Origin of the sequence: Microbacterium sp. GbtcB4 (assembly GCF_019091465.1) — a bacterium.
GTDB classification, from domain to species: domain Bacteria; phylum Actinomycetota; class Actinomycetes; order Actinomycetales; family Microbacteriaceae; genus Microbacterium; species Microbacterium paraoxydans.
The window spans coordinates 373,864-387,291 of sequence record NZ_JAGXJJ010000001.1 but is presented as its reverse complement, the minus strand read 5'-3'; the positions used below and the strand labels follow the sequence as shown (position 1 = coordinate 387,291).

Here is a 13,428-nt window from a genome sequence, read left to right as displayed (position 1 = left end):
GGGTCAGGGGGTGGGCACGGCGGCGAAGATCTGGTCGATGATCTCCTCGCTGCGGATGCCCTCGGCGTCAGCCTCGAACGTCAGCAGCACGCGGTGCCGCAGCACGAGGTGTCGCAGGGCGCGGATGTCCTCGGGAAGGACGTGGGTCCGGCCGCTGAGGAGGGCGAGGGCGCGCGAGGCCTGGAGGAAGGCGATGCTGGCCCGCGGGCTCGCGCCGTACTTGATGAAGCGGGCGCGCTCGTCCCCGATGTACGGCGCGGGATTCCGGGTCACGTACGCGATCGACACGATGTAGTTGCGGATCGCGGGGTCGACGTAGATGCGGCTCGCGACGTCCTGCAGCAGGTGCACGTCGTCCAGCGTGACGGCGCTGTGCACGTGCCGGTCGGGGTCGAGCACGCCTGAGTCGATGCGGCTGAGGATCTCGAACTCCTCCGCCGGGCTCGGGTACTCCACGATCTCCTTGAGGAGGAACCGGTCCATCTGCGCTTCGGGCAGCTCGTACGTGCCCTCCTGCTCGATGGGGTTCTGCGTCGCGATCACGAGGAACGGCTTCGGCAGCGGGTGGATCTCGCCGCCGATGGTGGTCTGGTGCTCCTGCATCGCCTCGAGCATGGCGCTCTGGGTTTTGGCGCTGGAGCGGTTGATCTCGTCGAGCAGCACGAAGTTCGCGTGCACGGGGCCGAGCACCGTCCGGAAGCTGCCCGTCGCGGCGTCGTAGATCTGGTTGCCCGTGATGTCGCTCGGCAGGAGGTCGGGCGTGCACTGGATGCGCTTGAACTTCGCCTTCACGGTGTCCGCGAGCGTGCTGGCGGCAGTGGTCTTGGCGAGGCCAGGCACGCTCTCGAGGAGGATGTGACCGCCGGCGATGAGCGCCACGAGCAGGCTGGTGCGCAGGCGCTCCTGGCCCACCATCTTCGCGGAGTACGCGTCGGAGATCGTCTGCAGCACGGAACCGGCGCGCGCCATCTCGGCGTCGGTCGGAGCGGCGGCGGGGGCCGCTGCGGCGATCGGCGCGGCGGACGCGGGCGGTGGCGGGGGTGCGGAGATCGTCGGCGGGGTCGGCGCGTCGGCGTCGGTCATCGGTCTTCGTCTCCCTCGGTCACACGCGGGCCCGCACGGCGCGCCCCTCCGCCGACCAGCGTAATCGCAACCTGCGCGGAGGTCGCCGCTAAGCGGCCGGATGAGCCTGCTCCAACGCCTCCATTGACATGCAACGTTTTACCCGCTGATACTTGGCTCGTTAGATACCGACCCGACTATGCGAGAGGAGGAGCTATGTCGTTCACAGTTCGGGCAACCAAGGAACGTGACATCAGCTGGGGTGTTCTCTGAGAACGCGCACGCCACCCCGTATCGCTCGGCCTCCTCGGTCGAGCGATACGGGGCCGGAAGGAACTTCATGCGACCGCAGATCAAAAGAGCGCTACCCATCTATTGGCTCGCTGACGATGTCGTCCGCATCGGCGCGCAGCAGGGGATCACGAAGGAGCTCACCGACCCGCAGGGCCAATTGCGCGTCCTGTTACCGCTGCTCGACGGCAGGCGTGAGTACGGCGAGGTCCTTCGAGAGGCGTGCCAAGCCCTCGGCGACCTGTCTGAAGACGACGTGCGCGAGGGGATCCAGTATCTCGACGCAAGCGGCCTCATCGAGGACGCGTGCTCTTACGACAGCCTGCCCGTTCGGCTGGAGGCCAATCAGACGTTCTTTGCGGCCGCCGCCGAGAATACGCAGGCAGCGGCGAATCGTGCCCAGCACGTTCTCCGCGAGTCTCATGTCGTTCTGCTCGGGCTCGGAGGGGGCGGAAGCGCAAGCCTCCCGCAGCTTCTGGCGTGCGGCCTCCGTAAGCTCACCATCCTCGACTACGACGTCGTAGATGAGAGCAACCTCAACCGGCAGACTCTGTTCCGGACGAGTGATATCGGGCGGAAGAAGACCGATGTAAGCGCAGAGTATTGTCGAGCGTTCGCTCCGGACGTCGATGTCGAGGTGTTCGATCTGAAGGTCGCCTCGGTGGACGACATCATTCGGGTCGCGCGGGGAGCCGACGTCATCATCTGCGCCATCGATGAGCCTCGGTTCATTGCCCAACGCCGTGCGAACGCCGCGGCGGTGCGGCTCGGAATCCCCGTCGTCATCATGCTCACTCAGCACACCAGCGGCCGCTTCTTCTCGGTGGTTCCGCGAGAGTCCGGCTGCCTCGATTGCTTGCACATCTTCGACGAACTCAACACGGATGGCTTCCTGCGGCAGTTCCATGCACTGATGTCGCCGGCGAGAGACGCGGCGACCGCGGCGATCGCGCCGCACATTCAGAGGCTCACGTCCTTCGGCGTGGACGAGGCGATGCGCCTGATCACCGGATACGCGGCCCCTTTGGGTCTCGGCCGACAGGTCGAGGTGAACTACATCTCAGGAGCGCTCCGCATCATCATGAACTGGGATCGACACCCGGGCTGCCCGACGTGCGGATCGGGCGACTCCCAGTTCGACTACATCTTCGATGCCGACCCGCTGTGAATCCGCCTCGGCTGGGTCTCTGGCGCGTCCGCGACTATCGGGCGTGGTTCGCCGGTGACACGCTCACCCAAGTCGGCCTGAGCATCGGGGCCTTCGCCTTCACTCTTCTCGGCTACTACGTCACATCCGACGCCTTTCTCGCAGGGCTGATCGGCACTGTCTCGGCCGTCGCGCGGGCGGTGTCGACCCTTCCTGGTGGCGTTCTCGCCGACCGGTTCGACGCCCGAAGGCTGATGATCTGGTCGGGCGCGTCCGCGTTCGCGATCTACGCAGGGCTGTCGGCGATGTACGTCACGGGCACGCTGACGACAGCTGCGCTCATCGTCATCGCGGCAGGAGAGGGGCTCGTCGTGGGGCTCTTCTTCACGGTCACGGACGTCGCGCTCCCGCGCATCGTCGGGAAGCGATTCCTGGCCGAGGCATCCGCAGCCAACCAGTCTCGCGACGCAGCCATCCGGCTTGCGGCGGCACCGGTATCGGGGCTGCTCTTCGGTGTGCACCCTTCGTTGCCGCTGATCGTCTCGGCGGTCGCTCGGCTCGGAGAAGTCGGATCCGCCCTCGCGATACGTAAGGACCTCAGCCCCGAGGGCCTCGGTGACGAAGCAGGGGTGCGATCGCTCGCCGCAGGTCGTCGTTGGCTGGCGGTGTGGCGTCAACCGCGAACCCTCATCGGTCTGATCGTGCTGGTCAACTTCTGCCTGGGTGCCTGTGGAATGACCATCGTGCTCAGCCAGCAACAGACAGGCACCCCCGCGTGGCAGATCGGAACCATCCAGACCATGCAGGGCGCAGGCGTGCTCGCAGGTGGAGCCGTCGCGGGATGGATACTCCGCCGATACAGCGGGCGCGCGATCGTGCGCCTATCGATCTGCATGATCACTCTGGCGTTCACCGCTCTTCTCGTTACTCAGAGCGTTCCCGCTGTGGCGGTCATCGGCTTCGTCGCCTCGATGCCGTTGATACCTCTCAACGCCGTGCAGGGGTCGTACCTCGCGTTGATCATCCCCGACCAGATCCGGGGTCGCGTGCTGTCGCTTTCGTCCTTGCTCGGAGCGCTCGCCGGCGGTGCCGCGCCTCTGCTGGCCGGAGCGCTTCTGGAGTACGCCGGTTACTACCTTGCGGTCGGGGTGCCTCTCGCCATCCTCGCGGGCACGGCGGTGGCCGCTGCGCTCTCCAGGGCGGTCGGAGCTATTCCCCGGAGGAGCGAGTTCGACCAGGTCGAACCGCTTCCCCTGTCCGCGGGTGCCATCGCAGACGCGTGATGAGCACGCCGAGCAGGCACAGCGCGCCGCCCACGAACATGAGCGGGGTGGGCACCTCCCCGAGGATCAGCCACGACAGGAGGATGGCGAGGGCCGGGACCACGTAGGTCGTCGCGGAGGTCTTCCCCGCGGTGCTGCGCTGCAGCACGTACGCCCAGGTGGTGAAGGCGATGGCGGTGGGGAAGATGCCGAGGTAGACCACCCACAGCGTCGCGTCGAGGGGCGCCGTCTGCACGTCGGCGATCAACGCGCCGAGCCAGGGAATCAGGGCGATCGTGCCGGCGGCCGCCCCGAGCCAGGTCAGCGTGGTGGCGTCGGCCCCCGAGGTGAGCAGGTGTTTCTGCAGCAGGGTGCACCCCGCGTACATGACCGCGGCGAGAAGGGCCAGCAGGAGGCCCGTGAGGTCGGGGCCGGTGCTGCTGGTGGAGTTCATGCCGATGAGGACCACCCCGAGGAAGGCGATGGGGGCGCCGATCACCAGGGGGCGGGGGAATCCCTCCCGGAGGAAGAGACCGCTGAAGACGACGACCATGAGCGGCGCCAGGTTCACGACCATCGCGGCGGTTCCGGCGTCGAGGGTGCGTTCGGCGCTGTTGAGGGCCAGGTTGTAGATGCAGAACCATCCGACTCCCCACACGGCGATCAGCAGCCAGTGGCGGCGCTCCGGGAGCCGGATGCCGTGCCGCAGCGCGATGATCGTCAGCACGAGGGTGCCCACGGCCATGCGCAGCAGCGCCAAGGCCCCGGGGTCGTAGTGCGGCCCCGCGCCACGGATCCCGATGAAGGCCGAGGCCCAGAGCACGACCGTCACCGCGGCCGCGAGCAGCACCAGTGCGCCACGCGATCGCGTCGGCGTGCCCGGCGGGTCGAGCCGCTCTGATGCCCCGATGTCCTGTCGCACCGTCCGATCCTGGCACCGGCCGCCGACATCGGCGATGCGCGGAAGCGACAGCCGTCGTCGCATTCCCGCCAGCGTCGCCGCGGGGCACTGCTAACGTCGAAGAGCAGCCACTGTCCGGGCGGGTCGAGCGTTCCGCTCCCACCGGGGAAGAACTGTCCTCCTCTCCCGGATACGGCTGCGCCCGATACATGACGGAAGAGTTTGAGGACGATACGTGACGAACAGTGAACGAGTAGCGATCATCGGCGCCGGCCCCTCGGGGATGGCGCAGCTGCGGGCCTTCGAGTCCGCGGCCCGTGCGGGGGCGGAGATCCCCGAACTGGTCTGCTTCGAGAAGCAGGCCGACTGGGGCGGCCAGTGGAACTACACCTGGCGCACCGGGCTGGACGAGTACGGCGAGCCCGTGCACTCCAGCATGTACCGCAACCTGTGGTCGAACGGCCCGAAGGAGGCCCTGGAGTTCGCCGACTACACCTTCGACGAGCACTTCGGACGGCCGATCTCGTCGTACCCGCCGCGTCCGGTGCTGTGGGACTACATCGCCGGGCGTCTCGCGAAGACGCAGGTGCGCGACCTCATCCGTTTCGAGACCGCGGTGCGCTGGGTGGAGTTCGACGAGGAGCGTGAGGTGTTCCGCCTCACCAGCGAGCACCTGCCCACCGGACGCACGACCACAGAGGAGTTCGACCGGGTCGTCGTGGCCAGCGGTCACTTCTCCTTCCCGAACGTGCCGCACTTCGACGGCATCGAGACCTTCCCCGGATCCGTCGCCCACGCGCACGACTTCCGGGGCGCGGAGGCCCTCGCCGGGCGGGACGTGCTCGTGATCGGATCGAGCTACTCGGCGGAGGACATCGGCAGCCAGGCGTTCAAGATGGGCGCCCGCTCGGTCACCGCGAGCTACCGGACCGCGCCGATGGGATACGACTGGCCGGAGGGCTTCGAGGAGCGTCCGTGCGTCGAGCGCTTCGAGGGCCGTACCGTGCACTTCGCCGACGGCACCTCGAAGGAGGTGGACGCGGTCATCCTCTGCACTGGCTACCTGCACAAGTACCCGTTCCTGCCCGCGGAGCTCGCCCTGTCCTCGCCGAACAACGTCTACCCCGACGGGCTGTACCGGGGCGTGCTCTGGCAGGGCAACCCGCGCCTCGCCTACCTCGGCGCACAGGACCAGTGGTTCACCTTCAACATGTTCGACGCGCAGGCGTGGTTCGTGCGCGACGTCATCCTCGGCCGGATCGCCCTGCCCGACGAGGGCGAGCGTGCCGCGTCCATCGCCGCGTGGCGGAAGCGGTTCGCTGAGATCGACTCGGCGGCGACGGAGATCCGCTTCCAGGCCGACTACATCCGCGACCTGCTGGAGTGCACCGACTATCCGGCGTTCGACCTCGATCGCGTCGTGGAGATCTTCCTCGCCTGGAAGCACGACAAGAAGGCCGACATCATGGGCTACCGCGACCGCGTGTACCCCTCGGTCATGACCGGGACGCTCGCCGCCGCACACCACACCCCGTGGCTGGACGAGCTCGACGACTCCCTCGAGCGCTATCTCGAGGCCGACGCGCTCCTCGTCTGATCGCCGTCCCACCCCCTTCCGGCCGTCCCACCCCTTTTCGTACGTTCGCAAGGGGGTGGGGCGCACGGGAAGGGGTGGGTCACCGCCGGGCCCGACGCCGCCCGATCCCCACGACGAGCGCGGCGGTGGCGAGGATGATCGCGGCGATGAGGAGCACCCAGAGCGCGACGCCGCCGTAGCCGCCGTTCAGCGCGGGATCGAGGAAGGGGTACGGGTACCACCACGGGTTCCCGGTCGCGGGTGCGGTCACGAGGTTCGCGCGGAGCAGCGTGTAGACCACCCACGCGATCGGGAAGAGCGCGGCGATCCCCACGGTGCCCCAGCCGAGGGCACGACGACGCGGCGCGAACAGCACGTCGGCGAGCAGGACGAGCGGGATGACGACGTGCAGCACCTCGTTGGACCAGGCGACCGTGGCCCCCTGCGGCAGCGCGATCCCGCGGAGCAGCGTGTTGTAGACGACGCCCGTGACGATCATGTAGGTGCTCGCGCACACGAGCAGCGTCGCCAGCCACGTCGGTTCGACTCTCGCGTCGCGGTGCGTCAGCCCCCATACCCCGCCGACGGCCAGCACCACCGCTGCCAGCACGTTGGAGAGGATCGTGAAGAAGCTGAAGAAGTTCGCGAACACGGTGGGCAGGTGCGCGCCCCACGCGGTGTCTGCGGCGAGGGCGATCTCCAGGGTGCGCACGAGCTGCGCGACGATCGCCGCCACCGCGAGCGCCGCCGCCGCGAGTCGGATGTAGGGCCACCACCGCATCATCGCCACCTCCGTCGCCACTGTAGCGGGATCGAAACCGTGCCTCCCCCCCCCGGGTGTGGGATCGAAACCGTGCCTCCGGCGACCCCGGGAGGAGCAGATTCCGTCCCGTATCGCGCTTCCCCGGCGGACAAGCTTCGGCAATGATGGTCGAGATGGCGTCACGAAGGCCACGGACCCGCCGGAGGTAGTCATGTCGTACGACATCGAAGTGTATGGAAAGCTCCGGCTCGCACCGTCCGAGGTGCAGACCGGGACGAGTTCAGTCACAGCGAGCGAGATCGCTGGCGAGGGGCTCGTTCAGGCCTTCACTCATGATTCAGGGGAGTACTGCTTCATCGTCGACGGGCCCCACGACGTCGGCGGCGAAGACATGGACAGTGTTCCCACCGGTCTCCCCGACAACGTGCGCTTCCGGTACGCAGTCGTCGTCGAAGGTTCTGCGCAGCCGCATATCGGACACGCGCTGCGTTTCGCGGATGAGCTTGCCGGGGTGGTGGGAGGGGTCGTGCACGACCCACAGGTCGTCGTGGAGGAGACGTCCGACCCTCGATACGTGTCACGGAGGACCGGGCCCAGCCGCGAGAAGTTCCTGCACGTCGAGTGGTTCCGGCGCTTCGACGAGGAAAGCCCTTCGTTTGCCCAGATGTATCTCGAGTCGGCGAAGGAGCATCTTCCGGCCGCACTGCCCACCGTGTTCGGGTTCAGCGAGCCACTACGAGGAAAGCTCGCAGCGGAGGGGGCGGAAGGGGTCGACCGCATCTACCGAGAGGATGGTGACCGCAGCAGACTGGTCCTCCGAGGGCGGAAGCCGCTCATCTCGGGATTTGTCAGTGGGTGGTCCGATCAGTCCATCGCTGAACAGCAGCGCGTCCGGCTCGTCTTCGACGCGGCGGCGCTCTCCAAGCCTCGGTTCGTCAGTGCCTTCGAGAGCTTCTTCATCGAGTTGGCACGGCGTTCGAGCAGCTTCTTCTCGTACGCCGAGGTCACGCAGTCCCGCTTCTCACCGACGATGGCGCTGCCGCAATGGGGTGAGTGGCCGGGGCTGCCGCAGAGCCCTCCGTGGCTGAGCTGGTTCTCCACGGAGTACGCCGACCTCGTCCGCCCGCATCTGACCGCGGGTGCGCATCGCGAGCTGAGCGGCGGCATGGTCTATCGCTCGAACATGCCCGCGACGAGCGTCAGCGCTTCATGGACGGAGCCGGGGGCCTGGGTCCCCTCCGAGTTCGTTCCTGTTCAGGCGGATCCTGACAACCACCGCAAATCGACGGCTCGCGCGAGCGAGATGCCCGTCGCGCTCCTGTCATCGGACTACTTCGTCAAGGTCCGGTGAACGCGAGTTTTCGCACGATAGCGTCGGTGGGGCCGCTCGGAGGGCAAGCTTCCTGGCCAGTGCGAGGGGAGAAGACGGGTGTCATACGATCTTGACGTTTTCGGGAGCGTGAGAGTGAGCCCTCGTGAGTTGGCGAAGATCGCCGCACCACATGGCCGCCACCCGATCTCGTGGGCTCGGTCCACACCACACCAGGCGGTCCCCGTGGGATCGCACAGGCGAAGGTCGTGCCGGAATCGCTACGAGTCCCTTCCTCGTGAGCGGAAGTGCTGGTCCTCGGTGAGCCTTCGTCGACGAACGCGCGCCAGCGCCTGATACGGGATCGAAACCGCGCCTCCAGGGCCTCGGGCCGGTGCGTATTCCGTCCCGTATCGCGCTTCCGAGGGCTGTCGGAGGCCTGCCGATAGGATGGGAGAGCCCGATCGGGCCAGCTCATCCGCCGGTGGAATCCCGGCGCGAGGCATCATCCAGGGGGTTACCCATGCCAGGAATCGTTATCGTCGGCGTGCAGTGGGGCGACGAAGGAAAGGGCAAGGCCACCGATCTGCTCGGTGAGCGCACCGACTGGGTGGTGAAGTTCAACGGCGGCAACAACGCCGGGCACACCGTCGTCGTGGGCGATGAGAAGTACGCCCTCCACCTGCTGCCCTCCGGCATCCTGTCGCCGGGCGTGAACCCGGTCATCGGCAACGGCGTGGTCATCGACCTCGAGGTGCTCTTCTCCGAGCTGGAGGCCCTGTCCGCCCGCGGCATCGACGTCTCGCGGCTCAAGGTCAGCGCCAATGCGCACATCATCACCCAGTACCACCGCACGCTCGACAAGGTCACCGAGCGTTTCCTCGGCAAGCGCAACATCGGCACGACCGGCCGCGGCATCGGTCCGGCCTACGCCGACAAGATCAACCGCGTCGGCATCCGCGTGCAGGACCTCTTCGACGAGAACATCCTGCGCCAGAAGGTCGAGGGCGCCCTCGATCAGAAGAACCACCTCCTGGTGAAGGTCTTCAACCGCCGCGCCGTCACCTGCGACGAGATCGTCGACGACCTGCTCTCCTACGCCGAGCGTCTGCGTCCGATGGTCGCCGACACCGGCTACCTCATCGACCAGGCCCTGAGCCGCGGCGAGGTCGTCGTGTTCGAGGGTGGTCAGGCGACGATGCTCGACATCGACCACGGCACCTACCCGTTCGTCACCTCGTCCTCGGCCACGGCCGGCGGCGCCTCGACCGGCTCCGGGGTCGGCCCCGGCGCCCTCGACCGCATCGTGGGCATCGTCAAGGCCTACACGACCCGCGTCGGCTCCGGTCCGTTCCCGACCGAGCTGTTCGACGAGCAGGGCGACTGGCTGCGCAAGCAGGGCTTCGAGTTCGGCACCACCACCGGGCGTCCCCGCCGCGTGGGCTGGTACGACGCCCCCATCACCCGGTACGCCACGCGCATCAACGGCATCACCGACCTCGTGCTCACGAAGCTCGACATCCTCACGGGCCTGGAGAAGATCCCCGTGTGCGTCGCCTACGACGTGGACGGGGAGCGGTTCGACGAGGTGCCGGTGAACCAGACCGACTTCCACCACGCGAAGCCGATCCTGGAGTACTTCCCCGGGTGGAGCGAGGACATCTCGACCGCGCGCACCTTCGAGGACCTTCCGCAGACGGCGCAGGACTACGTGCTCGCGCTGGAGGAGATGAGCAACACCCGCATCTCGGTGATCGGCGTCGGTCCGGAGCGCGATCAGGTGATCGTGCGCCACGACCTGCTCGACTGACCGGCATGACGCGGTTCTGGCTCGGGGGCTACGGCCCGGCGATGGAGGGCTCCGCCGAGGGGATCGGCGTGCTGGCAGGCGACGAGGGTCGGGAGGCCACGACGCTCGCCTACCGCGGGCCCGTGACGCAGACGCCGTCGCCGTCGTGGCTGGCGGCGCATCCGTCCCTCGACGTCGTGTACGCGGCGCTGGAGGGCGATGCCGCCGTGCAGGCGTTCGCGCGCACCGGGGAGCTGGCGCTGACGCCGCTCGGCGATCCGGTGGCGACGGGGGACGGCGTCTGTCATCTCGCAGTGTCGCCGAACGGCCAGACGCTCGTCGCCAGTTGCTACGGCGACGGGCGGGTCGTCCGGTTCGCACTCGCCGCCGATGGTCGTCTCGTGCCGGCCAAGGAGGATGCCGCCGCGGCCCTGCGCGCCGCCCTGTTCGGCGACGGCGATCCGGATGCGGCACCGGCGACTCCCGCCGGGGACGGCGTCGCGGCGGTCGACCCGTACGGCGACGCGGGCCGCGCGTCGCACGCGCACGCCGCAGCCTTCCTGCCGGACGGGCGCGTGGCGACGACCGACCTCGGCTTCGATCTCGTCCGGTTCTGGCGCCTGCAGGGCACCGGGCTCGTCCTCGATCAGGAGGTCGTGCTTCCGCGCGGCACCGGTCCGCGCCACATGGTCGTGCATCCGAGTGGTCACCTGCATGTCGTGACCGAGTACTCCTGCGAGGTCTTCACACTTGCGGCGGCCGCCGACGGCACCTGGGGCGTCGTCTCCTCGGCTCCGGCGAGCCCCATCGCGCAGATCGGCGTGGACTTCCCCGCCGAGCTCGCCCGCTCGAAGGACGGCCAGTTCCTCTACACCGCCCTCCGCGGCAGCAACACCATCGCGGCGCTGCGAGTGCGCGGCAGCGGCGAGGCCCTGGAACCGGTCGCGCTCGCCGACTCCGGAGTCGACTGGCCGCGACACCACCTCGTCTACCAGGGCAAGCTCCTCGTCGCCGGTCAGCGCTCCGACACCGTCACGCTGCTCGACCTCGACGACCGCACCGGGGTCCCGCTCGGAATCCGGCACGAGGCGCAGGCTCCCGCGCCGACGAGCATCCTCCCGCTCCGCTGACACCGGGCCGGTCGTACTCTTCTTTAGAGGCTTGACCTCAACCATTCTTGAGGTTCTAGCGTCGTCCTCATGACGACCGAGACCGGGCGCACCGCGCCGTCCACGCCCGCTCCGCCCCGCATCCTCGGCAGCGAGTACGTCTGGATCACGATCGGCGCGTGCGCCCTCGTGTTCCTCGGCGCCTTCGAATCGCTGGCGGTCACCACCGTGATGCCGGCGGTCAGCTCCGATCTCGACGGCGAGCGGCTGTACGCGCTGGCCTTCGCCGGACCGCTGGCGACGAGCGTGATCGGCATGGTGGTCGCCGGCAACTGGTCCGATCGGCGGGGTCCCGTGGTGCCGCTGTACGCCTCCGCCGCCCTGTTCACCGTGGGGCTGCTCGTCGCGGGGCTCGCGTCGACCATGGAGGTGCTCGTCGCGGGACGCTTCGCGCAGGGGCTCGGCAACGGCGGACTCATGGTGGCTCTCTACGTCGTGGTCGCCCGGGTGTACCCGACGTCCCTGCATCCGGCGATCTTCGCGGGGTTCGCCGCCGCGTGGGTCGTCCCCTCCCTGATCGGTCCGACGATCGCGGGTGCGGTCACGGAGGTGTGGAGCTGGCACTGGGTCTTCCTCGGGGTCGTGGTGCTCGTCGTGCTCGCGCTGCTGATGGTCTTCCCGGCCCTCCGCGGGCTCGCGCGCAGCGGAGACGCCACCACGCCGTGGGCTTTCGGGCGGCTGGGGTGGTCGGTGCTCGCCGCCTCCGCTGTGCTCGCCCTCGACCTCGTGGGCGAGGTCCCGGTCGCCGGGCCCTTCCTGTCGGCGGCCGCGGTGGTGATCGCGATCGCGGCGGTGCGCCCGCTCCTTCCGCGGGGCGCGCTCGTCGCCCGCCGGGGCCTGCCGTCGGTGATCCTCGTCCGTGGTCTCGGGGCGGCGGCGTTCTTCGGGGCGCAGATCTACCTGCCGTACCTGCTCACTGATCGGTACCTGCTGTCGCCGAGCCTCGCCGGGCTCGCGCTGACCGGGGGTGCGCTGGCCTGGTCGGCGGCGGCGACTGTCCAGGGGCGAATGGGCGAGCGCCTGTCGAGCGTGACCGCGGTGCGGGCGGGGACGATCCTCGTGGTCGTCGGGATCGCCCTGATCCTGGTGATCACGGTCACGCAGACCGCCCCGCTGCTCGCCGCCCTCGCCTGGGTCGTCGCGGGTGCGGGCATGGGGTTGATGAGCCCGCGATCCAGTGCGCTCGTCCTCGCGATGTCCTCCCCGGCGGAACAGGGCTTCAACAGCGGAGCCATGACCGTGGCCGACTCCTTCGGGAGCGCGCTCGCCCTCGCCGTCACGGGCTCGCTCTTCGTCACGCTCGGGGCCGTAGCCGGCGTGGATGCGTTCGCGGGAGTCTTCGCGCTCGCCGCGGTGATCGGTGCGGCGGCGGCCGTCCTCGCCCCGCGGACAAGGAGCACGGAGCCCGCTGCGGAGTGATTTGCGCGGGCTGTGCGGGCACCTCTACCCTGGTGAACGGTGTTCAGGTGAACGCCGTTCAGGAAGGAGCACCCGATGGCATCCACCCCCCGCGACACCTCCGCGACCCTCGGCCGCGTCGCCGTCTTCGCCGCGCTCATCATCGTGCTCGGCACGGTCGTCGTCCCGCTGCCCGGCGGGGTGCCCATCACCGGACAGACGCTCGCCGTCATGCTCGCCGGTCTCGTCCTCGGCCCGCGGGTCGCACCGTGGTCGGTCGCCCTCGTCCTCCTGCTCGCGGCGGTCGGACTCCCGGTGCTCGCGGGTGGGCGCGGAGGTCTCGGGGTCTTCGTCGGCCCCACGGCGGGGTACCTGCTCGGCTGGATCGTGGGCGTCGTCGTCATCGGACTGCTGATGCGCACCGGTCGCCCGACCTGGTGGCGTACCGCGCTCGCGGCCTTCGTCGGCGGTGTGCTCGTCGTCTACGCCTTCGGCATCCCCGTCCAGGCTCTCGTCACCGGCGTCCCCCTCGACCTCACGGCCCTCTCGACCTTGGCCTTCCTGCCCGGCGACCTCATCAAGGTGACCGCAGCCACCCTCATCGTCATGGCCCTCCGTCGCGCCTATCCCCGCGCCTTCGCCGACACGCGTCCCGCGCGCCCCGCCGTCGTCGCCTGACCCTCGGGCCGCCCCTGCTCATCCCGTCGACTCCCCGTCGTGCACCCGGAAGGTCGGAAACCGGATCCGACACCGCGAAGGAC

11 protein-coding genes are annotated in these 13,428 nt (G+C 68.9%); 8 read left to right on the top strand and 3 right to left on the bottom strand.

The genetic code is table 11. The annotated features are described in order from the left end of the window. Positions 1–3 precede the first annotated feature (3 nt). Complete coding sequence (locus KVS71_RS01750; protein WP_186326348.1) at positions 4–1,083, bottom strand: MoxR family ATPase; 1,080 nt, start codon at positions 1,081–1,083, stop codon at positions 4–6. A gap of 319 nt (positions 1,084–1,402) precedes the next feature. On the opposite strand from KVS71_RS01750, the gene KVS71_RS01745 reads away from it, so the two are divergent. Then, positions 1,403–2,521 (top strand): ThiF family adenylyltransferase, encoded by a 1,119-nt coding sequence (locus KVS71_RS01745; protein WP_158698488.1) that lies wholly within the window; start codon positions 1,403–1,405, stop codon positions 2,519–2,521. Then, the gene (locus KVS71_RS01740) at positions 2,518–3,783 is read left to right on the top strand and encodes an MFS transporter (protein WP_105948988.1); all 1,266 of its coding nucleotides are present in this window, start codon (positions 2,518–2,520) and stop codon (positions 3,781–3,783) included. The genes KVS71_RS01745 and KVS71_RS01740 overlap by 4 nt, the downstream gene beginning before the upstream one ends. Here KVS71_RS01740 and KVS71_RS01735 read toward each other — a convergent pair. Next, positions 3,710–4,747: a DMT family transporter gene (locus KVS71_RS01735; protein WP_217583228.1), complete on the bottom strand. Its 1,038-nt coding sequence runs from the start codon at positions 4,745–4,747 to the stop codon at positions 3,710–3,712. The two genes, KVS71_RS01740 and KVS71_RS01735, sit on opposite strands and share 74 nt — an antisense overlap. Before the next feature lie 151 nt (positions 4,748–4,898). On the opposite strand from KVS71_RS01735, the gene KVS71_RS01730 reads away from it, so the two are divergent. Continuing rightward, a complete protein-coding gene (locus tag KVS71_RS01730; protein WP_082750063.1) occupies positions 4,899–6,260 on the top strand; it encodes an NAD(P)-binding domain-containing protein in 1,362 nt (453 codons plus the stop codon). 79 nt (positions 6,261–6,339) lie between these two features. On the opposite strand, the gene KVS71_RS01725 is transcribed toward KVS71_RS01730, so the two are convergent. Further along, positions 6,340–7,041, bottom strand: coding sequence for a Pr6Pr family membrane protein (locus KVS71_RS01725; protein ID WP_368874530.1), 702 nt, complete (start codon positions 7,039–7,041; stop codon positions 6,340–6,342). 172 nt (positions 7,042–7,213) lie between these two features. Between KVS71_RS01725 and KVS71_RS01720 the strand changes: the two genes are divergently transcribed. The 5 genes from KVS71_RS01720 to KVS71_RS01700 all read left to right on the top strand — a co-directional run bounded on the left by KVS71_RS01720 (position 7,214) and on the right by KVS71_RS01700 (position 13,345). Next, a complete protein-coding gene (locus tag KVS71_RS01720) occupies positions 7,214–8,353 on the top strand; it encodes a hypothetical protein (RefSeq protein ID WP_217583226.1) in 1,140 nt (379 codons plus the stop codon). Between the two features lie 481 nt (positions 8,354–8,834). Continuing rightward, a complete protein-coding gene (locus tag KVS71_RS01715) occupies positions 8,835–10,121 on the top strand; it encodes an adenylosuccinate synthase (protein WP_060922320.1) in 1,287 nt (428 codons plus the stop codon). Between the two features lie 5 nt (positions 10,122–10,126). Beyond that, on the top strand, positions 10,127–11,230 hold the full coding sequence (locus KVS71_RS01710) for a beta-propeller fold lactonase family protein (protein WP_060922321.1): 1,104 nt from the start codon (positions 10,127–10,129) through the stop codon (positions 11,228–11,230). A 69-nt stretch (positions 11,231–11,299) separates the two neighbouring features. Beyond that, entirely contained in the window at positions 11,300–12,688 is a 1,389-nt protein-coding gene (locus tag KVS71_RS01705; RefSeq protein ID WP_217583224.1) for an MFS transporter, read from the top strand. Positions 12,689–12,763: 75 nt separating this feature from the next. After that, positions 12,764–13,345, top strand: a complete 582-nt coding sequence (locus KVS71_RS01700; protein WP_217583222.1) for a biotin transporter BioY — start codon at positions 12,764–12,766, stop codon at positions 13,343–13,345. The last annotated feature ends 83 nt before the right edge of the window (positions 13,346–13,428 follow it).